We start from the raw sequence: 25,256 nt of genomic DNA, 5'->3' as shown, positions 1-25,256 counted from the left end.
CCCCGCAGTACCGGGCGAGTCAGTCCGCGTCGCCCTCGCACCAGTCGTCGAACGCGTCGAACTCCGGCTCGTACTGGGGTGGGATCGAATCCTCGATGGCATTCTCGATCGGATCCCACCTCGCGTTGCACCATTCGGGGGCGGGTGGCCACGACTCGATGTACTCGACCAACGGCGACGAGGGCGGCTCGGCGTCCTCGGCCGCCGCGACACCTGCGGTGACCAGGGTCAACGCCGCGGCGGCACCCGCGGTGGCGACGATCCGGCAAACGCTGTTCATGGCATCCTCCTGTCCGCGCCGACATGCGATGTCCCGCAATCCTAGCTCCGCGACGCGGGCCCGATCAGGCCCGCGCGCACGTCGGTGGGCCGTTGCTGTCAGCACCAGCCGGTCACGTACATGAGTCCGAGGCTGGTGGTGCCGAGGATCAGGCCGAGGGTGCCACCGAGGATCAGGGGGCGGATGCCCGCGGTGCGCAGGCGGGCGATGCTCAGCGAGGTGCCGATGGCGGCGAGGACGGCGGCGATCAGCCAACCGCTGAGTGTGGCGAGCGGTGCGGTGAGCTCGGTGGGAACGATGCCGAGGCCCGCGATGACGGAGGCGGCCAGGAACAAGATCACGAACAGGGGGACGGCCCGGCGCAGGGAGGCATGGGGGAGATCGGTGTCCTCGGCGATGTGGCGGCGGCCGACGTACAGGCCGACGCAGAGCGGGATGATGGCGAGGCTGCGAACCATCTTCACGATCACGGCGAACTGTGCCGCGCCCGCGCCGAAGATGACGCCGGCGGCCAAGACGGACGACGTGTCGTTGATCGCGGTGCCCGCCCAGAGCCCGAACGCCTCCTGCGACAGGCCGAGCGCGCGGCCCAGCGGCGGATACACCAGCACGGCCGTGACATTGAAGATGAAGATGGTGCACAGGGCGTAGGCGACCCGTTGTTTGTCGGGCCGCAGGACCGCGGTGGCGGCGGCGATCGCGGACGCGCCACAGATCGTGGTGCCCACGGCGATGAGGGTCGCCGACTCCTTGTCCACCGCGAGCATCCGTCCCACGAAGAACGCCGCCACACCGCCGACGAGCAGCGTCCCGATCAGCACCACCGCCGTCTCGCGCCCAACGCTCATCACCGACCCGAGCGGCAGGCCGAGCCCCAGCAGAACGATCGCCAGCCCGAGCAAGCGCTGCCGGGCGACGTCGAGCCCCGGGCCGAACGTCTCGCCCGTCACATCCTTGCGCCGCAGCACGATCCCGGCGACGGCGCCCGCACCGAGCGCGAGCACCGGCGTGCCGATCATCGGCAGCGCCTTGCCGAACGGCGTGGCCACGGTGGCCAGGAGCGCGGCGAGGATCAGGCCGGGAGCGAGAGCGGGTACGCGGTTCACTCCTTCACCCTCGCGGTACGCAGGAGCCCGAGGTAGAGAGCGAATTCGCAGGTGGTCATAATTTCGGCTTATGGCCCTGCCGGCGGGGTGTGTGGTTTGCTGGAGACGTGCGGAAACGAACCCGGCTGACGATCGCCACCGGTGTCGGATTGATGCTGTGGGGCGAATGGGCGAATCGACGGGCCTCCCGTCGGGGCGTCGGAGCCCCACGCTCCGGGTCGGAGGCCGTCGTGGTCCTCGGGTATCGCAACACCGGTTCGCGCGCCAACGGCATGAACCGCTGGCGAGTGCGCGCCGGTCTACGATCCATCGATCCGCACGCGTCCGAGACTCGCCTCGTGCTGTGTGGAGGTGCCTGCGCGGGACCGGAGACCGAAGCGGCGCTGATGGGCCGCTACGCCGTGGAAACCCGCGGTTACGAGGGCGAACTCGTTCTGGAGGAGTCGAGCCGGTCCACCTGGGAGAACATCGCCTTCGCGATCCCGTACCTGAAGGACGTCGACCGGATCAAGATCGTCTCGCTGCCGACGCATGCCGAGACCGCCCGTGCCTATCTCGCCGAACAGAGCCCGGAACTGGCCGTTCGCCTGGTCCCCGGCCGGGAATATCGGTTCGGCGAATGGATGCCACTGAAACCGGTGTTCGCCCTCTACGGGGTGGCCAAGAAGCTGCGAGGCCGATTCGGTCCCGATCACGGCGGCTACGGTGCCTGATGTGGTGTCGCGCCGCCCGTCACCCATAATCGGGCCATGACCCTGCCACCCGGAACCCCCGACCTGGAGGTCCTCGATCTCCTGGTGTCGGTGGCGGAGCTGGGCAGTCTCGGCGCCGCCGCCCGCAGGCACGGGATCAGCCAGCCGGCCGCGAGTATGCGGATCAGCGCACTGGAACGCCGCCTGCACGTGAAGCTGCTCGACCGCGCGCCGACCGGCTCCGAACTCACCGACGCCGGTCGCGCCGTCGTCGCCCACGCGCGTACGGTCCTGGCCGCCGTCGCAGACCTCGTCGACGACGTCGCCCGCCTGCGCGCCGCGCAAGCTCCGCGCCTGCGCATCGCCGCCTCCAAAACCATTGCCGACCACCGCATTCCGCACTGGCTGGCCGCACTGCGCGCCGATCACCCCGAGGTCGTGATCTCCCTCGAGGTCGAGAACTCGACCCAGGTCGCGGGCCTCGTGCGGGACGGCACCGCCGATCTGGGCTTCGTGGAAGGCCCGCACCCACCGGCCGGACTCGGCAGCCGCGTGCTGGGCGCCGACGACCTCGTCGTAGTCGTGGCGCCGAATCATCCATGGGCACAACGGAAGACCCCGGTCACGCTGACGGAGCTGGCAGGCACCGCCCTGCTGTGGCGCGAACCGGGTTCGGGTACCCGCGATACCGTGTGGGACCTGCTCGCCACCGCGGCCCCACCCATGGGCCCGGCGGCCGAACTCGGGTCTACCGCCGCGATCGTGGCCGCCGCCCGAACCGGGATGGCACCCGCTGTCCTGAGTCGATTGATCGCCGCACCCGACCTCGTCACCGGCACCCTGGTGGAAGTCCCCTCGGCCGAGGCCGCCCGGCTGACCCGCAAATTCCGGGCCATCTGGCGCCGCAACACCCCGCCGACCGGGCCGGGTGAACTGCTCGTGGAGCGCGCCGCGCTGCTCGAGAACGCGCGCGGTTGAGCGTCACCGGTCCTGTCCGAGCGCCTCGAGCACGGCAACGGCCTTCGCCGCGCCGCCGTATTCGCTGATGCTGACGGCCAACTGTTCGGCGGACGAGGCGAAGCTGCGCTCGCCGAGGATCTGTGCGGCGGTCTGTGCGATCACCTCGCTGCTCGCGTCGGGCATCAGCATCAGGCCCGCACCGAGGGTTCGGACCTGCTCTGCGTTGAAGAACTGATCGCGGCCCATCGGGGTGCACAGCAGCGGCACGCCACGACCGAGCGCGGCCATCGTCGTTCCGAGCCCGGCGTGGGTGATCACCAGTGATGCCGAAGGGAGGATGTCGGCGTGCGGCGCGTACCGCACGACCTGGGTATCCACCCCCGCACGCACGGTCACCGGGTCGATCGCCGCTCCGGTCGTGACAATGGCGCGCACCGGCATCCGCGCGACCGCATCGACACAGCGCTGCAACAGATCGGCCTGACCTTGCTCGCTTGTGCTCAGCGCCACCAGAACCAGTGGCTTCGTACCGTCACCGACATCGACCTCGTCGATCTCGCGCGACAACGCGGGCGCGTCGAGCACCGGTCCGACGCGGACCACGTTGGCTGCGTCCGCGACGTCGGGCTCGAACTCCTCGGGCACTGCGACGAGCGCCCGCGCGCACGCGTCGTGGATCTCGGCGAGACTCTCGATCGCGGGCAGGCCCAGCTCCGCGCGTGCCGCGTTCGCGATCGCGATACCCGGCGTGAACATCTCGACCAGTGGTCCGCCCCGAAAGATGCTGTACGCCGTGTGGAACAGGGTCGCGGTCGGAGTGCCCGAGGCCAGCGCGACGTCGATAGCGGTGAAGAGCAGACAATCGACGATCACCACATCAGCGGGCTCGCGGTCCAGCTCCTGTGCGAGGTCCCGCGCGATCGCGGAACTGAAGCACAGCTCCTCGATCATGAGCTTCACTTCGGCCTCGAAGTCGTCCGGGGTGTCCATCGCGTCCCAGCCCTCGCTCTGGGTCAAGGTGACGAAGCGGGCGCCGACATCGGCGCATCGTCGAGTGACCGTCTCGTGTCCGAGTATTCGGACGTCGTGGCCGCGATCGACCAGCGCGCGTGCGATGCCGAGCGTCGGGACGAGGTTTCCCGCACCGTCCCAGGTGGTGATCAGGTAGCGAGCCATGACGTTCCTCCTCGAGGATTGCTTGACAGCTTGTAAAGTACGGTAAGGTTGACAGCGTGTCAAGTGGCGGACGGCCCCAAACCCGGACTCAGATCCTCGAGTCGGCGCGCGCGATGTTCGAGGAACACGGCTATCACGGCGCCGGCCTCGGAGCTGTCGCGAAAGAGGCAGGGGTCTCACGTCAGGCGATCTACCTGCATTTTCCGTCGAAGATCGAGCTGTTGACCGCCCTGCATCTGCACATCTACGCCACCGATGTCGTTCCGGTTCTCGAACGGCATCCGGTCACGGACACGATGACCGCGTGGGAGGCGCTCGACGCGACAATCGCCGCCGATGTCGAGGTCGCGTCCAGGGTGTGGCGGATTCACGAGGCGCTGGTGGTGGCTCGGCGCCAGCATCCCGAAGTCGAGGAGACATTGCGGGTACGCGAGGCGGATCGCTACGGCGAGCTGCTCGAACTCGGGCGGCGACTCGAGCGAGAGGACGCACTGCCGCCGCGGATCGACGTCGATGCGGTGGCCGACATGCTGTGGGGCCTGGTCAACACCGGGACCTACGGCAATCTGGTCAACGAACGAGGTTGGTCGCTCGACCGGTACAGGTGCTGGGTACGCGACACGATCCACCTCCATCTCGGCGCGAAGTGATCGCGCAGGGGGCGGTCCGGCCACCGCGGTAGTGGTGGGATTCGTAGTGATGTCGGAATCGTCGCAGGTCACGGCCCTCGCCATCGGTCAGGAACTGGCGTAACCATCCGGTAATTGCCCGAAACGTCCGTCGTAACGCGGCGTTCGCAGCATTTGCCGCATGACAGCCACTCCAACCTCCTCGGCGAGGCCACGGCCTCCCGATCCGGGTTCGGGCAGACGCAGCGCACCGGCCCGGCGCATCCGCGACATCCTGCGCGCACGTATCCGCAGCGGCGTCTACGGCACCCGCGCACTGCCCGCCGAAGCCCAGCTCGCCGCCGACTTCGCCACCAGCCGCAATATCGTGCGCGACGCGCTCACCCTGCTCCGCGACGAAGGCCTGATCGACCGCGTTCCCGGTGCGGGCACCTTCGTCGTCGCCGACAAGGCGGTGCAGGGCCTCGACCGCCTGCGTGGCCTCGCCGAAACCTTCGAGACCACCAGCGACCGGGTGGTGAACCAGGTCCTGCTCGCCGAGGTCGTGCCCGCCACACCGTTGGTCGCCGAACGGCTCGAGCTCCAGCCCGGCGACCCGGTCGTCGCCCTGGAACGGGTGCGCTACCTCGACGGGGCACCGCTCTCGCTCGACGCCAGCTACCTCACCGCCGACGTCGGCATCCCGCTCCTGGACAAAGACCTCACCGGCTGCGATGTGTTCGGCCTGCTCGAAGCCGAACTCGGCCTGCCACTGGGCTCAGCGGCGGTCGCGATCGAGGCGGTCGCCGCCGATCCCACCGTCGCCGGACTGTTGCAGGTCCGTGCGGGATCTCCGCTGCTGTTCCTGGAACGGCTCACCTACACCGACTCCGGTCGACCCGTCGATCTCGAATACATCCGCTATCGCGGCGACCGGTTCTCCCTGTCCGGGCGGCTCGACCGCGTCCCGGTGACCCCGCGGCGCACCCGCGACAACCATGAAAGGGGTTGATCCCCATGCAGATTCCACCGCTGACCGACCGGCGAGAACTGGTCTGCGACGTCCTGATCGTCGGTGGCGGCACCGCGGGCACCATGGCCGCGCTCACCGCCGCCCGCCACGGCGCCCGCGTGCTGCTGCTCGAGAAAGCCCACGTCCGGCACTCCGGCGCACTCGCCATGGGCATGGACGGCGTCAACAACGCCGTGGTCCCGGGCAAGGCGAGCCCGGAGGACTACGTCGCCGACATCACCGTCGCCAACGACGGCATCGTCAACCAGCGCACCGTCTACGAAACCGCCACCCGCGGTTTCGAGATGGTCCAGCGCCTCGAGGGCTACGGCGTCAAATTCGAGAAGGACGAGCACGGCGAATACGCGGTCCGCAAGGTGCACCGCTCCGGCTCCTACGTCCTGCCGATGCCCGAGGGGCGCGACGTGAAGAAGGTGCTCTACCGCACCCTGCGCGCCCGCGACGTCCGATCCAAGGTGACCATCAGCAACCGGGTGATGCCGGTGCGGGTGCTCACCGTCGACGGTCGGGCGGTCGGCGCGGTCGGATTCGACACGCGCACCGGCGAATTCGTCACCATCTCGGCAGGCGCGGTGATCCTGGCAGCGGGAGCGTGTGGCCGGCTCGGTCTGCCCGCGTCGGGCTACCTCTACGGCACCTACGAGAACCCCACCAACGCCGGTGACGGCTACGCCATGGCCTATCACGCCGGCGCGGAGCTCTCGGGTATCGAGTGTTTCCAGATCAACCCGCTGATCAAGGACTACAACGGTCCTGCTTGCGCGTACGTGGCGAATCCGTTCGGCGGCTATCAGGTCAACTCCGAAGGCAATCGCTTCGTCGACTGCGACTACTGGTCCGGTCAGATGATGGCCGAGGTCAAACGCGAACTCGACAGCGCCCGCGGCCCGATCTACCTGAAACTGAGCCACCTGCCCGATGCCACGATCCGCGAGATCGAAGGCATCCTGCACACCACCGAACGCCCCACCCGCGGCACCTTCCACGAAGGCCGCGGCACCGACTACCGCACCAGCGATATCGAGATGCACATCTCCGAGATCGGTTTGTGCAGTGGGCATTCCGCGTCGGGAGTCTGGGTCGACGAACACGCCGCCACCACCGTGCCCGGCCTCTACGCCGCGGGCGATATGGCGCTGGTGCCGCACAACTACATGATCGGCGCCTTCGTCTACGGCGACATCGCCGGTGAGCACGCGAGCCAATTCGCCCGTGGCGCGGCACATCCAGCGCTGCCCACCGATCAGATCGAGGCCGCTCACGAGCTCATCTACCGCCCGCTGCGCAACCCGGACGGCCCACCCCAAACCCAGGTCGAGTACAAACTGCGTCGCTTCGTCAACGACTACCTCCAGCCGCCCAAGGCGCAGTCGTATCTGACGCTGGGCGTCGAGGCGTTCGAACGGATGAACGCCGACATCGCCGCGATGGGCGGCCAGACGCCGCACGAACTGATGCGCTGCGCCGAGGTGACCTTCATTCGCGACTGCGCCGAAATGGCGGCCCGGGCCTCGCTGCGACGCACCGAAAGCCGTTGGGGGCTCTACCATCAGCGTGCCGACTGGCCCGGACGCAACGATGCCGAATGGTTCTGTCATTTGAACCTGTATCGCGGCGCCACCGGGGCGATGGAGTTCCGCACCAGGCCGGTCGCCCCCTACATCGTGCCGGTGCCGGGCTTCGTCCGTCCCGACGGCGTCGCCGATGTCTCCGCGCCCGAACTCGTCGGCGCTTGGGGTGCGCGATGAGCACACCGGTGCCGGGCCCGCGCAATGTCGGCGACTTCGACGTGCGGGGCGTCCGATGAGCGCCCGCCTGCTGGCCCTGCTCGAACTGGCCGACGAGTGCCCCGAGCTCGACGAACTCACCCCGTTCATCACCGACCCCGACCCGGAGGTGCGCCGTACGGCACTGTCGGTGCTCAGCGAGACCACCGACGCCTGGGCCGAGGCCGCTCCGATCTTCGCCACCGCACTGGCCGATGTCGATGTCGACGTGCGGCACGCCGCCATCGGCTTGCTCACCGAACTCCTCGAGGTCATCGTGCCCGGTCCGGAATTCGATGCGGCGCTGCGCCATTGCGTCACCGCAGCGGAGCCTGCGGTGCGCTCGGCCGCGATCGAGGCGCTGTGGCGGCACCGCAGGACCGAAGCGGCGGAGCTGGCGCGGTGGCTCGCCGATCCGAACGCGGCGGTTCGTCGCACCGTCGTGGGCGGGCTCACCTCTGTCGACGCTCTCGACGAACTGAGCCTCGGCGCCGCTGACGAAGACGAGGACGTGCGCATCGCAGTGGCGAAAGGGGTTGCGGCGATCGGTGATCCACGCGGCGCGGTGACCCTGCTCGTCCTCGCCGCCGACCCCCGGCCGCTTGTCCGCGCCGCCGCGCTGTCGAGTCTGGCCGGGACCGGCTGCGACGAACACGCTGCCGCGGCGGCCGCCGCATCGATGACCGACCCGGCCTGGCAGGTCCGGCAGGCGGCGGCCATCGCCCTGGCCGCCGCCGACCCCGAACTCGCCGCGGCACCGCTGCTGTCGGCGGTCTCCGATCCCAACCTCGACGTCCGCAAGGCGGCGGTGCGCGCACTGGCCGAGCGGATCGCCGAACGACGCGACATCACCACGGCGCTGCAGGCCGCGCTCGACGACCCGGACGCCGATGTCCGCGCCTTCGCCCGCATCGGCATCGCCAACTCTGGAAAGGAACTCTGATGGCCCAGGTCAATGCCCGTCTCGACGTCCCCGTCTCGGTCGACGAAGCGAAATGTATCGACGGCTGCACCCTCTGCGTGGACATGTGCCCACTCGATTCCCTTGCCATCCACCCAGATTCGGGCAAGGCCTACATGCACGTCGACGAATGCTGGTACTGCGGGCCGTGTGCCGCGCGGTGCCCGGTCGGCGCCGTCACCGTGAACATCCCGTTCCTGTTGCGTTGAGAGAGCCGACCATGAGCACCCGAATCCCCGCGCTGCTGCTCGGCGTCGCCGCGGTGGCCGCACTGGCCACCGGCTGCGGGAGCGCCGACGACGCCAAGACCGTCACCGTGAACATCGGTTACCAGTCCAAGACGATCAACACCGTCACCGCGGGCACACTGCTGCGTGATCGCGGCACTTTCGAGGCAGAACTCGCCGAACTCGGCAAGACGACAGGGCTCACCTACAAGGTGGAGTGGAAGGACTTCGCCGCGGGCCCACCGCTGACCGCGCAGATGTTGGCGGGCCAGGTCGACATCGGGTCGATGGGAGACGCGCCGATCCTGGTCAACGGCTCCAAGACACGCGACCACGCCGACGTGAAGTCCGAACTGATCGCCGTCACCGGCTACAACCTGCGCGGTTCGCTGAATCAAATTGTGGTGCCGACGGATTCGAAGGCGGCCACGATCACCGACCTGCGTGGTGAGATCGTCTCGACCAGCGTGGGGTCGGCCGCGCACGGCATGCTCGCCACCGGGCTCTCGGCCGCCGGGATGACTCTCGACGATGTGAAGCTGCTCGGTCAGGATCCGGCCGTCGGCGCCTCGGCGCTGCAAGGGGATCAGGTGGCCGCGCTGGCCCAATTCGTGCCGTGGCCACAGAAACTCGTCTACGACGGTAAAGCCAAGCTGCTCTATGACGGTGGCAGCGCCGGCATTCCGACCTTCCACGCCGTGGTCGCGAGCGAGCGCTTCGGTACCGGCAACCCCGATATCGTCACCGCGTTCCTCACCGCGGTGCGCAAGACCACCGACTACCTCAACCAGAACCCCTTGGCGGCCGCACAGCGCGTCGCCGAGATCACCGGGCTGCCCGCCGAGGTCGTGTACCTCTACAACGGCCCGAACGGCCTGGTGAGCTTCGATCCGACCATCAAACCCCAACAGGTGGACGCGCTGGGCACACTGTTGCCGTTCCTGAAAAGCCTCGGTGCGCTGTCGGATCTGAATCTCGGCGAATTCGTCGACGACCGCTACCTGCGCACCGTCTACGGGCCCGACTACGACACCGCCCGCGCGTCGGTGGCGGCTCCCGCGCCACTGACCGGCACCGATGCCGCGTGTGGGGGAGCGGTGGACGGCCTTCCCACCGCCTCGGAGGTGTGGTTCGCCGACGCCACGACCACCACCGTCGCCAAGACCCCGACCTGTCTGCTGCGACAGATCGCGGCCACCGGCAGCACCGTCCGCGCCGCCTACGTCCCCGACCACAGCACCGGCACCCGGCTCTTCGCCGCGACCGCGACCTGGGTCAGCGACCCTGCCGCGGGGCCGGACGATCGGCTGCTGCCCTTCGCGACCGGTGCCGCAGCACAGCAGTACGCCGCCGCCCACCCGGGCGTCACGGTGATCGACTACCAGGCAGCACTGAAGGCCCGCTAGATCCGTCACGTGAGACCAGGAGGCTCACCATGACCGTTTCCGCCGAACCCCGCACCGCGCCCGTCGCGAAGCCCGACATCGCCACCGCACCACCGAGTGCACCCACCCGATTCATCGTTCCCCGCAAAGCACGCAAGGCCGTACTGACCGCCGTGCCACTGGCCGCGTTGCTCGTGGCCTGGTACCTGCTCACCACCAATCAGGTGGTGTTCTGGCTACGTTTCGACAAGATCCCCACGCCCGCACAAGTATTCGACTCCTTCCGTACGCAGCTCGGTGCGGCCACCTACTACCGCGACATCTTCTCCAGCACCCGCCGCATCCTGATCGGCTTCGGCCTCGCCACGGTGTCGGGCGTGCTGATCGGTATGGCGGTCGGTCGCTCGGCCGTGGTCAGCGCACTCGTGCGGCCGGTACTCGAGGTGTTCCGGCCGATCCCCGCGATCGCGCTGGTGCCCCTGGCCATCCTGCTGTTCCCGACCGGCGAACAGGGCATCGTGTTCATCACCTTCTTCGCCGCGTTCTTCCCGGTCGCGGTGAGCACCATCCACGCCATGCACGCGCTGCCGAAAGTCTGGGAGGAAGCGGCGCACACCCTGGGCGCGCGTCGACGCGACATCCTGTTCCAGATCGCCCTGCCCGGTGCGCTACCCGGCATCTTCTCGGGCCTGTCGGTGGCGATGGGCGTGGCCTGGATCTGTGTGATCAGCGCGGAGATGATCTCGGGTCAGTTCGGCATCGGGTACTTCACCTGGCAGTCCTACGGGCTCCTGGACTATCCGGGGGTGATCGTCGGGATGCTCACCATCGGGCTGCTCGGCTGGTTCACCGCCTGGCTGGTCGAACTGGCGGGGCGCCGGGTGAACCGGTGGCTGCCCAGGGCACAGCGATGAGCGCCGGCGCCGCGGTGCGGCTGCACGGACTGCGCATCGCCTACGGTAAAAGTCTCGCCGCCGAAGTAGATCTCGACGTCGACGCCGGCCAGATCGTGGTCCTGCTCGGTCCGTCGGGCTGTGGCAAATCCACGGTGCTGCGGGCGATGGCCGGATTGCTGCCGCCGATCGGCGGCACGGTCACCGTCGACGGTGGGCCCAGCGCCCAGCACTGTTCGATGGTGTTCCAGGAGGACGCGCTGCTGCCGTGGCGCACGGCCCGGCGCAATGTCGAATTCGCGCTGAAACTGCGTGGAGTGTCACGGCGTAACCGGCGCGTCGAAGCCCAGGAACTGCTGAACCTGGTGGGGCTCACCGACTTCGGTGACCATCTGCCCGGTGCGCTGTCGGGCGGTATGCGTCAGCGGGTGCAGTTGGCGCGGACATTGGCCGCGCAGCCACGCGTGCTGCTGATGGACGAACCGTTCGGCGCTCTCGACGCCCAGACCCGCGCCGATATGCAGCGCCTGCTCATCTCGGTGTGGCAACAGCGCCGGACCACGGTGCTGTTCGTGACCCACGACGTCGACGAGGCGCTGTTGCTGGCCGATCGGATCGTGCTGCTCACCCCGCGCCCCGCCCGCATCCAGCGCGTCATCGAGATCGCCGCACCTCGCGCACCCGGCGCCCGCTTCGAACCCGAATTCGCGCGTCTGCGTTACGAAATCCTCGCCGCCCTCGGCGAGCCCAGCGAGAAGGAACTACAGCCATGACCTTTGTCATCGGAGCCGCCTGCGTGGACGTCATGGATCGCGCCTGCGTGGAGGAATGCCCCGTCGACTGCATCTACACCGGCGACCGGATGGCCTACATCCACCCGACCGAGTGTGTGGATTGCGGTGCGTGCGAACCGGTGTGCCCCGTCGAGGCGATCTACCTCGACGATGACATTCCGGCCGGCCAGGAAGGTTTCGTCGCCACCAATGCGGCCTTCTTCGACACGGCGCTGCCCGGCCGCGACACCGCGCTCGGCTCGCCGGGCGGCGCGGGCGCGGTGGGTGAACTCGGCGTGGACACGCCGTTCGTCGCGGGGTACGAGAAGTGAGAACTGCACTGCGGGTGGCGATCATCGGCGCCGGGCCCGCCGGTATCTACGCCGCCGACGCGTTGATGAAGTCCGATGCCTGCGCACACCGGGGAGTGAGCATCGACCTCTACGAGCGCATGCCCGCGCCCTTCGGTCTCATCCGCTACGGCGTCGCCCCCGACCACCCCCGCATCAAGGGCATCATCACCGCCCTGCACAAGGTCCTCGACAAAGACCAGGTCCGCCTGCTCGGCAACATCGACTACGGCACCGACATCACCCTCGACGACCTGCGCCAGTTCTACGACGCGGTCATCTTCTCCACCGGCGCCAACGCCGACCGCGCCCTGACCATCCCCGGCATCGACCTCGACGGCTCCTACGGCGCCGCCGACTTCGTGTCCTGGTACGACGGCCACCCCGACGTCCCCCGCTCCTGGCCCCTCGAGGCCGAGAAGGTCGCCGTCCTCGGTGTCGGCAACGTCGCCCTCGACGTCGCGCGCGTGCTGGCCAAGACCGGTGACGAACTGCTGCCGACCGAGATCCCGCCGAACGTCTACGAAGGACTCAAGGCCAACAAGGCCCTCGAGGTCCACGTGTTCGGTCGTCGTGGCCCCGCGCAGGCCAAGTTCACGCCCCTCGAGCTGCGCGAACTCGACCACTCGCCGACGATCGAGGTCATCGTCAACCCCGAGGACATCGACTACGACGAGGGCTCCGAAGCCGCACGCCGTAACTCCAAGCAGGTCGACATGGTCGCCAACACCTTGGAGCAGTGGGCCATCCGCGACCACGGCGACCGCCCGCACAAGCTGTTCCTGCACTTCTTCGAATCGCCCTCGGAGATCCTCGGTGCCGACGGCAAGGTCGTCGGCCTGAAGACCGAACGCACCCAGCTCGACGGCACCGGCAACGTCAAGGGCACCGGCGAATTTCGGGTGTGGGAGGTGCAGGCGGTCTATCGGGCAGTCGGCTATCGCTCCGAAGATGTCGCCGACATCCCGTTCGACGACCGCACCGGCACCATCCCCAACGAAGCGGGGCGCGTGCTGATCGACCCGAACGCGCGCGAGGGGGCGCGATACCTCGACGGGGTGTATGTCACCGGCTGGATCAAACGCGGCCCCGTCGGCCTGATCGGCCACACCAAAGGCGACGCCGCCGAAACCGTTGCCTGCCTGCTGGCCGATCAGGCCCGGCTGACGCCGGCGCCGCGACCACACCCCGATGCGGTGACCGAACATCTCACCGCCGCGGGCATTGCCTTTACCACCTGGGAAGGCTGGTACCGACTGGACGCCCACGAACGCGCGCTGGGCGAAGCCGAAGGACGCGAGCGGATCAAGGTCGTCGAACGCGCGGACATGCTGCATGCCGGCCTGGCCCAGTGAGGAGGAGCCCATGACATCACCGACCGAACCCCAGATCAGGACCGCGCTCGCCGGCGTCGACGACCCCGAGATCGGCCGTCCCATCACCGAATTGAACATGGTCGAGACCATCGACATCGACGGAGAAGGTCGTGTCGCGGTAGCCATCCTGCTCACCGTCGCAGGATGCCCCCTTCGGGCGAAGATCAGTGACGACATCCGCGCCGCCGTCACCGCGGTGCCCGGCGTCGCCGGTGTCGAGATCGACTTCGGGGTGATGAGCGAGGAGCAGCGCCGTAGCCTGAGAATCCAGCTCCGGGGACCCGCATCCGAGAATGTCTCCGCTCTCGTACAACCGGATTCACCCACCCGCGTGTACTGCGTGGTCTCGGGCAAAGGCGGCGTCGGGAAGTCGAGTGTGACCGTCAATCTGGCGGTCGCGCTGGCTCGACGCGGACTACGCGTCGGTCTCATGGACGCCGATGTCCACGGTCACTCGGTACCCGCGATGCTCGGCATCACCACCGCGCCCACCCTGATCGAATCAATGATCATGCCGCCCACCGCATTCGGCGTACGCGTCGTGTCGATCGGGATGTTCGTCGACGACAACGCCCCCGTCGTCTGGCGCGGGCCGATGCTGCACCGCGCGTTGCAGCAGTTCGTCAACGACGTGTACTGGGGCGAGCTGGATATTCTGCTGATCGACATGCCACCGGGCACCGGCGACGTGGCCATCTCCCTGGCCCAGTTGCTGCCCACCGCGCAGCTGCTGGTCGTCACCACGCCCCAACGCACCGCGGCTCGCATCGCCGAACGCGCGGGCGCCGTGGCCGCGCAGACCGGTCAGCGGGTGGCGGGCATCATCGAGAACATGTCCTGGTACGACAGTCCCGACGGCACCCGGCAGACTCTGTTCGGCGCGGGCGGCGCCACCGCGGTGAGCCGCGCGCTGAGCGGCCTGCTCGGCACCTATTGCCCGGTCATCGGCCGGATCCCGTTCGATCCGGTGGTCTGCGCGGCCGGCGATCAGGGCGCTCCGTTCGTCGACACCGATCCCCACTGCGCACCCGCCCTGGCGATCGGCGAGATCGCGGCGACCATCGCGCCGATCGTGCGCCGCCCGCTGTCTGTGACCCCGGTCAGCCCGGTGCCTGCCTGAGATCGAGGCGAAATAGTGCGTAAGCGGAGCTGACGGCTCTAGTCTGTTAGCGCTACGCACTGTGGAGGTTGGATCACATGACGGTCGAGATCGTGACCGAACCGGCGCCCGAGAACCTGTGGACCGGATCGGGCCGGGCGACCGGGACACCGCCGACGTCGATGATCGAGCGGATGACGCTCATCCTGGACGCGTTCGACGCCGCCACACCCACGCTGACGCTGCTCGGGCTCGCCGAACGCACCGGGCTGCCGCGCTCGACCGTGCATCGCATCCTCGACCAGATGATCCGGCTGCGCTGGCTCGCGCACACTCCGGGCGGCTACCGGCTGGGGTTGCGGGTGCTCGAACTCGGCGGGCTCGCGGCCGAGCAGAACGAACTGCGCGAGGTGGTGGGGCCATTGCTCTACGAACTCAGTCAGCGCACGGGGCTGGTGGGACACCTCGCGGTGCTGGACGGGCGTGAGGTGTTGTTCCTGGATCGTTCGGGGGGCCGCGGACGGGTGGTCATCCCGACCCGTGTCGGCGGCAGGCTGCCCGCGCACTCCACGGCGGTGGGCAAGGCGCTACTGGCCACGCTGGAGCCCGGCATCGCCGAGGCCGCGCTGCGGGGCAATGCCGTGGCACGGACCGCGCGCACGATCGTCGACCGGGCCGAACTGCACCGCGAACTCGCCCGCATCCGCAACCGTCAGGGCGTGGCCGTGGACACCGAGGAGTCGCTGCCGGGCGTCGGTTGCGTGGCGGTGCCGATCCGCGGCCGCGGTGTCGCGGTGGCCGCGATCTCGTTGTCGGGCACGGTCAATGGTGAGCGCACCGCGCTCGACACCGCGCGGCTGGCTCGGGCGCTGGCCGAGGTGGCCAAGGAAGCGTCACGCACCCTGGCCCCCCGGCACCCGCACTAGGCTGTGCGTCGCGCGATCGCTCGCCCGGCCGCCCGACCGGAGAAGATGCACCCGCCCAGGAACGTGCCCTCCAGCGCGTTGTAACCGTGCACGCCGCCACCGCCGAACCCGGCGACCTCACCGGCCGCGTACAAGCCGGGGAACACCGAGCCGTCCGGGCGCAGCACCTGCGAATCGAGGTCGGTCTGCAGCCCGCCGAGGGTCTTGCGGGTCAGCACATTGAGGCGCACCGCGATGAGCGGGCCGTGGGCAGGGTCGAGGATGCGGTGCGGCTTGGCGACGCGGAGCTTGTCGCCGAGGAACTTGCGGGCGCTGTTGGTCGCGGTCACCTGCGCGTCCTTGGAGAAGGAGTTGGCGACCTCGCGATCGCGGCCCACGATCTGGTGCTCGAGGGCGGCCACGTCCAACTTCGGGCCGCGGGAGATGTCGTTCATGCCGTCGACGAGTTCGGCCAGGGACTCGGCGACCACGAAGTCCACGCCATGCTGCTTGAACGCCTCCACCGGGCCCGGCGCGCCCTTGGCGAGCCTGCTGCGCACGGTGAACTTCAAATCCTTGCCGGTGATGTCGGGGTTCTGTTCCGAACCCGACAGCGCGAACTCCTTCTCGATGATCGACTGGTTCAGGACGAACCACGAGTAGTCGTAGCCCGTCGACAGGATCTGGCGCATGGTCTCGTTGGTGTCGAAACCGGGGAAACACGGTGCGGGCATGCGGTTTCCGTTCGCGTCGAACCACAGCGACGACGGGCCGGGGATGATGCGGATGGCGTGATCGGGCCAGATCGGATCCCAGTTGTGGATGCCCTCGGTGTAGTGCCACATCCGATCGCGGTTGACCAGCGCCGCCCCGGCCTCCTCGGAGATCCCGAGCATCCGGCCGTCGACATAGGCGGGCACACCGGAGATCATGTGCTCCGGACACGGGCCGAGCCGTTCGGTGGGCCAGTTGCGGCGGATGAGGTCGTGGGCGTGCCCGATGCCACCCGAACTCACGAGAACCGCGGGGGCTCGGAAGGTGAACTCGCCCACCACTTCCCGGTTCGAGGCCTGACCGCGGTCGGTGTCGGAGGGGGCGAGAACGCTGCCGCGCACGCCGGTCACGGCGCCCTCCTCGACGATCAGCTCGTCGACGCGGTGCCGGAAGGCGAAGCGGACCAACCCTTTCGCCTCACCGGCCAGCACCGGCTCGCGGAACACCCGCAGTACCTCGGGCCCGGTGCCCCAGGTGAGGTGGAACCGCGGCACCGAGTTGCCGTGCCCGCCCGCCAGGCCACCGCCCCGCTCGGCCCAGCCGACCAGCGGGGTGAAACGCAGACCCAGGGCGTGCAGGTAGTCCCGCTTCTCGTCGGTGGCGAACCGCACGTAGGCCTTCGCCCACTCGCGGCCCATCCGGTCCTCGTCGTCGCGGTCGAAACCGGCCGATCCCAGCCAATCCTGCAGTGCCAGTTCGTAGGAGTCCTTGATGCCCATCCTGCGCTGCTCCGGGCTGTCGACGACGAACAGCCCACCCAGCGACCAGAACGCCTGCCCGCCGAGGTTGGCGCGATTCTCCTGATCGAGCACCAGGACCTTGCGTCCGGCGAGCACCAGCTCGTGCGCGGCCACCAGGCCCGCCAGTCCGGCGCCGACGACAATCGCGTCGGGGGTGAAATCTTCGGTGGGCTCAGGCGCTGTGCTCGACATGTCTGGAACGTAGCATTGGTTCGTCGGCAGGCGGGGGCAAGTCCTGGAAAACACCCTGACCTGCGACATTTCATTCTATGAAAGGCTCGACACGCTCATGAACGTCCGAATCCGTACCGGCGCCGCCGTCCTCACACTCGCCGTCGTGGCCGGCCTCGGCGCCACCTCGTGCTCGAAGTCGCGCTGGTGTGAACGCGATCAGGGCGACGTTCTCGTCGCGGACTCCTACTGCGAGCGTGGTGTCGCGGGCTACGAGTGGGAGCCCGATCACGACAAGCCCAAGTACAAGAAGAAGCCCAAGAAGCACTGACGTAGCGCCAGCGGCGTTGTGCCGCAGGCGATCCGAGATGTAACCGTGGCGCAGCCGATGCCGAGTCAGCGCCATGTCTTTGCAGGTCAGCGGGTATTCCACCACTGAGCACACCGAATGCTGTAGGGCAGGAGGTGAATCGCTCTTTCTCTATTTCTCACAACGGCGTGAGTGGGTGGGCACGATGACCTATCGGAAGGCAATTCGTATCGTCGCAAGGCAAACAGCGCGAGCGCTGTCGGTGTTGCTACTGGCCGCGGGAATCGGGACAGCGATGTCCCCGGGACTGACAGCGTGGGCGCAGAATTGCGCCACCCTCGACGTCGTGATCGCCCGCGGCACAGTAGAACCCGGCTATCTGGGAGCCGCGATCGGCGACCCGCTCTACGCGGTACTGAGCGCGCAACTACCGGTGGACACCACCGCCCATCGCGTGGACTACCCAGCCGATCTGCTGGTGCCGACCTCGATGCCCGACGGTACCCGGGCCATGACCGGCCACCTGATCGACCAGGCCGCCGCCTGCCCGGACCAGCGTTTCGTTCTGGTCGGCTACTCCCAGGGCGCGGTGGTCACCCACGGTGTCCTCGGATCCGCCCCGCTGCCCGGCGCGTGGGTATTGCCCCCTGAGCTGTCTTCGCGCGTCGTCGCGGTGCTGCTGTTCGGTGACCCGCTGCGATTGATCGGCGGCACGGTGCCGCCGATGTATGCCGATCGCACCGCGAACTATTGCGCCGCAGGCGATCCGGTGTGCGCGGGCGGGGTGTTCCCGGCCGCGCACGGCAGCTACGGATGGGCGTTCGCGGCCGCGGCCGGACAGGTGAGCGCCCGGTTGTGACCCCCGCTCAGAGGGCGGGCATCACCCCCGACAGGACAGCGCCGACCTGCGCCACCGCGCGGTCGACGCTGCCTGTCGGCTGGAACAGATGACTCAGCGTCAGCCGGACCATGATCTCGACGACCGAGGTCAGCTCGTCATCGGTGAGGGACGCGAATTCGTACTGCTCGCGGACGGTGTCGCTGAGGGCGGCCACGGCCCGCCCGAGCACCGGCTCCGGGTCACTCACCAGGGCCGGCAGCAAGGCGGTATCGCCGTCCTGGCGAGCTGAGAGCACCGCCTTGATCAGGGTGTTGTCGCCCGCGGCGCGCAATGTGTACTCGGCGGCGGCGGTCATGCCGGCGAGCGGGTCGGCCGGATGCCGGGCCAGTGTCTCGGCGATGCCGGTCAGGTAGATGCCGGTCTCACGCTCGATCAGGGCATCCGCGAGCGCCTGCTTGGTGCCGATCTCCTTGTAGAGGACCGGCCTGCTGATACCGACCTCCTTGGCCACCCGCGACATGTTGACCGCGCCCCAGCCCTCGCTCACGACCATCGTGCGCGCGGCGTCGATCATCCGGTCGCGCAGCAGTTGGCGCATTTCTGCCTGAAAGTTCGGTGGTTCGGCCACGTGATCATCCTACATGTGCCCATCGATGTGCTCGTTCATTGACAATATGTGTGATTGTGTATCCAATCGGAACAACGCACGCTAATGTGTAAACGAAGGCGACTTCGAGCGAGAAGGTGTCCGAAGTCTCGGTGATGAGGAGAATGGCAATGACGACATCTCGAATCGGTGACCACGCAGGATCGGCGGCCCCGCCGCGGTGGCGAGATCCCAAGCGATACCTGTGGCTGTTCGGCCTCGTCGCCCCCAGCGCGACGCTGCTGGCGAGCGGGTTCGTGTGGGCCTTCAACCAGTTCGGCTGGCAGGCTGTCGCGCCCGTGTGGTGGTGGCTCGGGCCGATCCTGCTGTACGTGCTGCTGCCGACCCTCGACCGATTCTTCGGGCCCGACGGCAAGAACCCGCCCGACGAGGTGATGGAGCAGCTGGAGAACGACAAGTACTACCGCTACTGCACCTACGCCTACATTCCGTTGCAGCTGGTCAGCCTGGTGTTCGCCTGCTACCTGTGGACCGCGGACAACCTGGCCTGGCTCGGCATCGACGGTGGTCTCGGCCTGATCTCCAAGATCGGTCTGGCCTTCACGATCGGCGCGATGGGCGGCGTCGGCATCAACACCGCGCACGAACTCGGCCACAAGAAGGACGAACTCGAACGCTGGCTGTCGAAGATCACGCTGGCCCAGACCTTCTACGGCCACTTCTACATCGAGCACAACCGTGGCCACCACGTGCGCGTCGCGACGCCGGAGGATCCGGCCAGCGCGCGGTTCGCCGAATCGTTCTGGAGCTTCCTGCCGCGCAGCGTGTGGGGCAGCTTGACCTCGGCGTGGGAGCTGGAGCGCACCCGCATGCAGCGGCTGGGCAAGAGCACGTTCTCGCTGCAGAACGACGTGGTGAACGCCTGGCTCATGTCGGTCGTGCTGTGGGTGGGGCTGGTCGCGGTGTTCGGTCCGTCGATTCTGCCGTTCCTGGTGATCCAGGCGATCTACGGTTTCTCGCTGCTGGAAACGGTGAACTACCTCGAGCACTACGGTCTGCTCCGGCAGAAGACCGCCTCGGGCCGCTACGAGCGCTGCACCCCCGAGCACAGCTGGAACTCCGACCACATCGTCACCAACATCTTCCTCTACCACCTGCAACGGCACAGCGACCATCACGCCAACCCCACCCGCCGCTACCAGATCCTGCGCCACATGGACGGCGCGCCCGAGCTGCCCAGCGGCTACGCGAGCCTGATCGGCCTGGCCTACCTGACGCCGCTGTGGCGCAGGGTGATGGACCATCGCGTGCTCGCCCACTACAACGGCGACATCACCCGCGTGAACATCCAGCCCAGCAAGCGGGCGCGGGTCCTGGCGAAGTACGGAGTGAACTGATGGCGTATCTCTGCCCGATCTGCGACTACGTCTACGACGAGCGATTCGGTGCTCCCCGTGAGGGTTTCGCGCCCGGCACGGCCTGGACACAGATCCCCGACGACTGGTGCTGCCCCGACTGCGGTGTGCGCGAGAAGGTCGACTTCGAACCGAGGGAAGGCGCGACCCGATGAGCGACTATCGATTGTTCCAGTGCGTCCAGTGCGGCTTCGAATACGACGAGGCTCTCGGCTGGCCCGAGGACGGTATCGAGCCCGGCACCCGCTGGGACGACATTCCCGACGACTGGTCCTGCCCCGACTGTGGTGCCGCCAAGGCCGATTTCGATATGCGGGAGGTGAGCCGCGGATGAGTGGACGGATCGTCATCGTCGGCACCGGCGTCGCCGGTGCCACCGCCGCCCAGACCCTGCGACGCGAGGGCTACGCCGGTGAGATCGTGCTCGTCGGGGCCGAACCCGATCTGCCGTATCGCCGACCGGCGGTCTCCAAGGAGCTGCTCGCGGGTACTACGCCGTTCCAGCGCGTGGTGCTGAAGCCGGTGAAGTTCTGGGCCGACAACGCGATCGATCTGCGCCCGGCCACGCTGGTGCGCGCCATCGACACCGACAGCGCGACAGTGCGTTTGAGCACCGGCGAGGTGCTCGGCTACGACAGCCTGCTGCTCGCCACCGGAGCCGGCGCGCGCACGATCGACACCGCGTCCACCCGCGTGCACACCTTGCGGAGACAGGCCGACGTCGTCGCACTGCAAAACGCGATCGACATGGGCGGCTCGCTGCTCATCATCGGTGGCGGGCTCATCGGGTGCGAAGCCGCCGCCACCGCGCGCGGTCTCGGCGCCGAGGTGACGCTGGTGAACGCCGGGCCGGGGTTGCTCGATCGGGTAGTGCCGAACGCCGTGTCGAACCTGGTGCGCGACATCCACATCGAGCACGGCGTCGTCGTCGAGAACAGCGTCACCACCACGCAACTCGTCGACACCGCCACCGGCGTCGCCGCCACCACCACCGACGGCCGCACGTTCACCGCGGCCGCCGCCCTGGTCGCCATCGGCTCGATCCCCGACACCGCCCTGGCCGAATCCGCCGGCATCGCGGTGAACGACGGCATCGTCATCGACCAGCACTACCGCACCTCGGCCCCCGCCGTCTTCGCCGCGGGCGACGCCACCACCGCATTCAACCCCCGCCGTGGGGAATACGAACGCGGCCAACATTGGAACACGGCGATGTCGGACGGCGCCGCGGCCGCCAAAGCCATCCTCGGCCATCCTGCGGCCCCCGCCGACGTCCCCTGGGGCTGGACCGACCAACACGGCCTGTCGATGCACTTCACAGGCTGGCTGCACCCCCACGACGACCTGGTCATCGACGGCGACCTCGACTCCCGGGACTTCCTCGCGATCGCCCTCCACAACGGCCACCCCGTCGGCGCCGTAGCCATGGCAAGACCGAGAGAACTCCGAGCCACCCGCACCCTCATCGCCGCAGGGCAGCCGTGGTCACCGAACGCTTCCCTCGACCTGGTCCGCGCACGCTGAACCGAGAGCCGGCGAATTCAGCGAAATCTGTCGGCTGTTGCGGTCAGGAACTGGCTGCGATGGGTTTTAGCGTGGGGTTATGGAACTGAGAGAGGACGCGAAGAAGGTTGTTGTCACTACGCCGGTCGGGCATGTGGGGGCTCGGGTTGTGCAGTTGCTGGTGCAGGCGGGGGTTCGGCCGACTGTGCTGATGCGCGATCCTGGGCGGCTCGACGACGCGATGCGGGAGTTCGTCGATGTCGTGCGGGTCGATCAGGGGGATTCGGAGGCGGTGGTGCGAGCTACCGTGGGAGCGGATCGGTTGTTCTGGGTGGATCCGCCTGCGCTGGTGGATGGTGATCCGGTGGCAGGGTTCGCGCGGATGGGGGCGTCGGCGGCGCGTGCTGTTGTCGAGAACGGGATCGAGGCGACGGTGTTCGTCAGCAGTGTGGGTGCTGAGAAGCGGGGTGGGGCCGGGGAAATCGACGGGCTGGCGCGGACCGAGGAGTTGCTCGACAAGACCGGGGCGAATGTGGCGCACCTGCGGTGCGGCTACTTCTTCACCAATCTGCTGACCCAGCTCGATGAAATCCGGGCGGGCACGCTGTCCACACCGTGGCCGCCCGACCATGCGATGGCCTGGGTGGATCCGCGCGATATCGGTGAGGTGGCGGCGGCCCGACTGCTGTCGGACGCCTGGTCGGGGCGTGTCGTGCAGGCCGTGCACGGTCCGCGGGATCTGACATTCACCGAGGTCGCCGAGATCCTCGGCCGGCAGTTGGGCCATGAGGTCACCCCGATCCACCTCGCCGACAACGAGTTCCGGGAAGCGCTGCGATCAGCGGCCCTCGGACAGGGCCAGATCGACGGAATCGCCGGTATGTCAGCGGGATTGAGTTCCGGATTCGTCGCGGAGAACCCGCGAACGGTGCTCACCACCACGCCGACGACCCTCGCCGCCTGGGCCAGCACCTTCCTGCGGTGAACCGAACCGGCCGGTCACGACGACGAACGTCGTGACCGGCCGGGTGTTCAGGGTGATGTCACCAGTGCACGCCGGGCAGTACCCGGCTCATGCGGGCCGCTGAGTTCGGCATCACCATCAGCGGCGCGAAGACCGGGCCGAGGACGGTGAGGGCATTGCGTGCCGGTTCGGCGGGCTCGGTGACCGCGGCGGGAACGGACTTGCCCTGTGCCGCAGTGGATTCGCCGAAGAACCGGAACCCGGTGTGCATGATCGTGCGCTTGAGCGAGGGCAGGAACATCTCGACCGCCTGGGCGAAGGTGCCCGCGGGGGTGTCGATGCGGTCGGGGCGTTCCAGCAGAGCGCGCACCACGATGTCGGCCGCCCGGTCGGGGTCGGGCAGGGGCAGCGAACGGTAGAGATCGGTGGGCGCGATCATCGGGGTGCGCACGAGCGGCATCCGGATCGAGGTGAAAGAGACACCGTCGCCACGGTTTTCGACCGCGGCGATATCGCTGAAGTTGTCCAGGGCGGACTTGCTCGCGGCATAGGCGGCGAAGCGAGGTGCCTTGGTCTGCACGGCGATGGAGGAGATGTTGACGATGTGGCCGAAGTGACGTTCGCGCATCGAGGGAAGCAGCCCCAGGATGAGACGGACGGCACCGAAGTAGTTGACCGCCATGGTGCGTTCGAAGTCGTGCATCCGGTCCACCGAGTTGGCCACCGAACGACGGATGGAGCGGCCCGCGTTGTTGATCAGGTAGTCGACATGGTGGTGCTCGGTCAGCACGGTCTTGACGAGGAGATCGACCGCCTCCGCGTCGGTGATGTCGCAGGGGTAGGCGAACGCGGCGCCGCCCTCGGCGCGCACGGATTCCGCTGCGGCCGTGAGATCTTCGACGCCACGGGCGATCATCAGCACGATCGCGCCACGGCGGGCGACGGCATGGGCTGTGGCCAGACCGATACCCGAGGACGCACCGGTGATGAGCACCGTGCGACCCGAGAGCGGGTGCGCGTCGGCGGCGGGACGACCGCGGTGCGGGTCCAGGTTGACGCGCCAGAAGTCCCAGAGACGGTCGGCATAGGTGTCGAACGCGGGCACGGTGAGCCCGGGCAGTACCGCCTGGGTGGAGTCGGAGACGAAGTCGGCGGTGAACCCGACGTGCGGTGCGACCTCGGCGGGAATGCCCGCCTGTTCGAACAGGAAGTCGCGCACCGTGTTCGCGCCGGGAACATGACCGAGCCCGCTCAGCGCGCGTGCGCTACCGGGCACGGTGCCGATGCCGACCGGACCGCCCGCGGCGGTCGCCAGCGCGCGGTAGATCTCCCCGAACGGCTGCGGCCGCGGGTTGACCAGGTGGAACGTGCGCCCGTCCAGGCCGTCGCGGCGCACCAGCCGCACCATCGCCTCGGCGACGTAGTCGACCGGCACCACATTGGTCGCACCCAGATCGGGCAGCGGCAACGGCAGTTCGGACGGCAGGCCCGCCAGCGTGGAAATGGCCGAGAAGAAGTAGTACGGGCCGTCGATCTTGTCCATCTCGCCGGTCCGCGAATCACCGACGACGATCGCCGGGCGGTACACCCGCCAGCGCACGTCGGTGGCCTCGCGAACAAGCTTCTCCGCGGCGAACTTGGTGCGGTGGTACGGCGAGGTCAGGTTCTGGCCGAGGTCGAAATCCTCCTCGAAGAATTTGCCGCGGTGGTCGCCCGCCACCGCCACCGAGGACACGTGGTGCAGGGTGGCATCGAGGTTGCGGGCCAACTCGATCACCGAGCGAGTGCCCGCGACGTTGGCCGCGTGGGCGGTCTCCTCGTCGGCGGTCATGTCGTAGACCGCGCCGAGGTGCAGCACGTGATCTGCCCGCGGTGCGCCGTCGCCGAGACCGAGGCCGTCGGCGGTCAGGTCCCCGACCAGCGCGAACACGCGGTCACTGTCGGGATGTTGCGCATTGTGCGCGGTGAACTTGGGCAGCGACTCGGCGCGCACCAGCACGTGCACGATCGCGGTGGGGTCGGCTGCGAGCAGCCCCCGCACTACGCGTCGACCCAGAAATCCGGTACCGCCTGTCACGATGTAGGAAACCATCGCTCCTCCTGAAAATCTCGAAACACGGTGTCGCGCAACAGTGATCGGCATGCGGCGGTGAATGCGAAATCAACGGTTGAGGTCCAGCAGCAAAGTGGCTGGAGAGAAACCGGGCACATCGTCGTCCCGGCTACGCTTACCGTACTCGTCAGTAACCTAGCCGGGCAAGCTGATGGCGTGGTATCACCGTGTGGGAATTGTCACCCATCGCCGCAGGTCAAAGGGTATGTGTGACAGATACTTTCAGTA

25 protein-coding genes and 1 pseudogene are annotated in these 25,256 nt (G+C 68.2%); 20 read left to right on the top strand and 6 right to left on the bottom strand.

Annotated elements, in window-relative coordinates; translation table 11 throughout:
• Positions 1 to 19: 19 nt before the first annotated feature.
• Complete coding sequence (locus ACWF99_RS04245) at positions 20 to 280, bottom strand: hypothetical protein (RefSeq protein WP_378631129.1); 261 nt, start codon at positions 278 to 280, stop codon at positions 20 to 22.
• A 98-nt stretch (positions 281 to 378) separates the two neighbouring features.
• Positions 379 to 1,386, bottom strand: a complete 1,008-nt coding sequence (locus ACWF99_RS04240; RefSeq protein ID WP_452534598.1) for a YeiH family protein — start codon at positions 1,384 to 1,386, stop codon at positions 379 to 381.
• Positions 1,387 to 1,493: 107 nt separating this feature from the next.
• On the opposite strand from ACWF99_RS04240, the gene ACWF99_RS04235 reads away from it, so the two are divergent.
• Entirely contained in the window at positions 1,494 to 2,099 is a 606-nt protein-coding gene (locus ACWF99_RS04235; protein WP_378631132.1) for a YdcF family protein, read from the top strand.
• 36 nt (positions 2,100 to 2,135) lie between these two features.
• Positions 2,136 to 3,056, top strand: coding sequence for a LysR substrate-binding domain-containing protein (locus ACWF99_RS04230; protein ID WP_378631134.1), 921 nt, complete (start codon positions 2,136 to 2,138; stop codon positions 3,054 to 3,056).
• Between the two features lie 3 nt (positions 3,057 to 3,059).
• Here ACWF99_RS04230 and ACWF99_RS04225 read toward each other — a convergent pair whose 3' ends face one another.
• Entirely contained in the window at positions 3,060 to 4,214 is a 1,155-nt protein-coding gene (locus ACWF99_RS04225) for a glycosyltransferase (protein ID WP_452534596.1), read from the bottom strand.
• 56 nt (positions 4,215 to 4,270) lie between these two features.
• Between ACWF99_RS04225 and ACWF99_RS04220 the strand changes: the two genes are divergently transcribed.
• The 11 genes and pseudogenes from ACWF99_RS04220 (at position 4,271) to ACWF99_RS04170 (ending at position 15,611) form a co-directional block, all read left to right on the top strand.
• Entirely contained in the window at positions 4,271 to 4,864 is a 594-nt protein-coding gene (locus tag ACWF99_RS04220; RefSeq protein ID WP_452534594.1) for a TetR/AcrR family transcriptional regulator, read from the top strand.
• A gap of 160 nt (positions 4,865 to 5,024) precedes the next feature.
• A complete protein-coding gene (locus ACWF99_RS04215) occupies positions 5,025 to 5,834 on the top strand; it encodes a GntR family transcriptional regulator (protein WP_378631138.1) in 810 nt (269 codons plus the stop codon).
• 5 nt (positions 5,835 to 5,839) lie between these two features.
• Positions 5,840 to 8,564: pseudogene (locus ACWF99_RS04210) on the top strand (fumarate reductase/succinate dehydrogenase flavoprotein subunit).
• Positions 8,564 to 8,791, top strand: coding sequence for a 4Fe-4S dicluster domain-containing protein (locus ACWF99_RS04205; RefSeq protein ID WP_056816902.1), 228 nt, complete (start codon positions 8,564 to 8,566; stop codon positions 8,789 to 8,791). The pseudogene ACWF99_RS04210 and the gene ACWF99_RS04205 overlap by 1 nt, the downstream one beginning before the upstream one ends.
• A gap of 11 nt (positions 8,792 to 8,802) precedes the next feature.
• Positions 8,803 to 10,215 carry an ABC transporter substrate-binding protein gene (locus tag ACWF99_RS04200; RefSeq protein WP_452534591.1) on the top strand — a complete coding sequence of 471 codons (1,413 nt, stop codon included), beginning with the start codon at positions 8,803 to 8,805 and terminating at the stop codon, positions 10,213 to 10,215.
• A gap of 29 nt (positions 10,216 to 10,244) precedes the next feature.
• Positions 10,245 to 11,108 (top strand): ABC transporter permease, encoded by an 864-nt coding sequence (locus ACWF99_RS04195; RefSeq protein WP_452534589.1) that lies wholly within the window; start codon positions 10,245 to 10,247, stop codon positions 11,106 to 11,108.
• Positions 11,105 to 11,860, top strand: a complete 756-nt coding sequence (locus ACWF99_RS04190; RefSeq protein ID WP_452535307.1) for an ABC transporter ATP-binding protein — start codon at positions 11,105 to 11,107, stop codon at positions 11,858 to 11,860. Before ACWF99_RS04195 ends, ACWF99_RS04190 begins: the two co-directional genes overlap by 4 nt.
• A complete protein-coding gene (gene fdxA / locus ACWF99_RS04185; protein WP_378990002.1) occupies positions 11,857 to 12,192 on the top strand; it encodes a ferredoxin in 336 nt (111 codons plus the stop codon). The genes ACWF99_RS04190 and fdxA overlap by 4 nt, the downstream gene beginning before the upstream one ends.
• On the top strand, positions 12,189 to 13,565 hold the full coding sequence (locus tag ACWF99_RS04180) for an FAD-dependent oxidoreductase (RefSeq protein WP_452534588.1): 1,377 nt from the start codon (positions 12,189 to 12,191) through the stop codon (positions 13,563 to 13,565). The genes fdxA and ACWF99_RS04180 overlap by 4 nt, the downstream gene beginning before the upstream one ends.
• A gap of 10 nt (positions 13,566 to 13,575) precedes the next feature.
• The gene (locus ACWF99_RS04175) at positions 13,576 to 14,706 is read left to right on the top strand and encodes an Mrp/NBP35 family ATP-binding protein (protein WP_452534586.1); all 1,131 of its coding nucleotides are present in this window, start codon (positions 13,576 to 13,578) and stop codon (positions 14,704 to 14,706) included.
• A 77-nt stretch (positions 14,707 to 14,783) separates the two neighbouring features.
• Positions 14,784 to 15,611, top strand: a complete 828-nt coding sequence (locus tag ACWF99_RS04170; RefSeq protein WP_378631150.1) for an IclR family transcriptional regulator — start codon at positions 14,784 to 14,786, stop codon at positions 15,609 to 15,611.
• Here the strand turns inward: ACWF99_RS04170 and ACWF99_RS04165 are convergent.
• Entirely contained in the window at positions 15,608 to 17,296 is a 1,689-nt protein-coding gene (locus tag ACWF99_RS04165; RefSeq protein WP_452534583.1) for an FAD-binding dehydrogenase, read from the bottom strand. The two genes, ACWF99_RS04170 and ACWF99_RS04165, sit on opposite strands and share 4 nt — an antisense overlap.
• Before the next feature lie 97 nt (positions 17,297 to 17,393).
• Between ACWF99_RS04165 and ACWF99_RS04160 the strand changes: the two genes are divergently transcribed.
• Both ACWF99_RS04160 and ACWF99_RS04155 read left to right on the top strand, forming a co-directional pair.
• The gene (locus ACWF99_RS04160) at positions 17,394 to 17,606 is read left to right on the top strand and encodes a hypothetical protein (RefSeq protein WP_378657680.1); all 213 of its coding nucleotides are present in this window, start codon (positions 17,394 to 17,396) and stop codon (positions 17,604 to 17,606) included.
• Between the two features lie 184 nt (positions 17,607 to 17,790).
• A complete protein-coding gene (locus tag ACWF99_RS04155) occupies positions 17,791 to 18,444 on the top strand; it encodes a cutinase family protein (protein ID WP_378631154.1) in 654 nt (217 codons plus the stop codon).
• A 7-nt stretch (positions 18,445 to 18,451) separates the two neighbouring features.
• Here the strand turns inward: ACWF99_RS04155 and ACWF99_RS04150 are convergent, their stop codons facing one another.
• The gene (locus tag ACWF99_RS04150; protein WP_452534581.1) at positions 18,452 to 19,054 is read right to left on the bottom strand and encodes a TetR family transcriptional regulator; all 603 of its coding nucleotides are present in this window, start codon (positions 19,052 to 19,054) and stop codon (positions 18,452 to 18,454) included.
• A 149-nt stretch (positions 19,055 to 19,203) separates the two neighbouring features.
• Between ACWF99_RS04150 and ACWF99_RS04145 the strand changes: the two genes are divergently transcribed.
• The 5 genes from ACWF99_RS04145 (at position 19,204) to ACWF99_RS04125 (ending at position 22,936) form a co-directional block, all read left to right on the top strand.
• Positions 19,204 to 20,430, top strand: a complete 1,227-nt coding sequence (locus tag ACWF99_RS04145) for an alkane 1-monooxygenase (protein ID WP_378631158.1) — start codon at positions 19,204 to 19,206, stop codon at positions 20,428 to 20,430.
• Positions 20,430 to 20,603, top strand: coding sequence for a rubredoxin (locus ACWF99_RS04140; protein WP_452534578.1), 174 nt, complete (start codon positions 20,430 to 20,432; stop codon positions 20,601 to 20,603). The genes ACWF99_RS04145 and ACWF99_RS04140 overlap by 1 nt, the downstream gene beginning before the upstream one ends.
• A complete protein-coding gene (locus tag ACWF99_RS04135) occupies positions 20,600 to 20,782 on the top strand; it encodes a rubredoxin (protein ID WP_266289085.1) in 183 nt (60 codons plus the stop codon). The genes ACWF99_RS04140 and ACWF99_RS04135 overlap by 4 nt, the downstream gene beginning before the upstream one ends.
• The gene (locus ACWF99_RS04130; RefSeq protein ID WP_452534576.1) at positions 20,779 to 21,972 is read left to right on the top strand and encodes an NAD(P)/FAD-dependent oxidoreductase; all 1,194 of its coding nucleotides are present in this window, start codon (positions 20,779 to 20,781) and stop codon (positions 21,970 to 21,972) included. Before ACWF99_RS04135 ends, ACWF99_RS04130 begins: the two co-directional genes overlap by 4 nt.
• Positions 21,973 to 22,051: 79 nt before the next feature.
• Positions 22,052 to 22,936, top strand: coding sequence for an NmrA family NAD(P)-binding protein (locus tag ACWF99_RS04125; RefSeq protein WP_452534575.1), 885 nt, complete (start codon positions 22,052 to 22,054; stop codon positions 22,934 to 22,936).
• Between the two features lie 58 nt (positions 22,937 to 22,994).
• Here ACWF99_RS04125 and ACWF99_RS04120 read toward each other — a convergent pair whose 3' ends face one another.
• Positions 22,995 to 25,007 carry an SDR family oxidoreductase gene (locus ACWF99_RS04120; protein ID WP_452534573.1) on the bottom strand — a complete coding sequence of 671 codons (2,013 nt, stop codon included), beginning with the start codon at positions 25,005 to 25,007 and terminating at the stop codon, positions 22,995 to 22,997.
• Positions 25,008 to 25,256: the final 249 nt, after the last annotated feature.

The sequence above is a fragment of the Nocardia sp. NPDC055002 genome, assembly GCF_053608825.1.
This window is presented reverse-complemented; position numbering and strand designations above follow the sequence as displayed.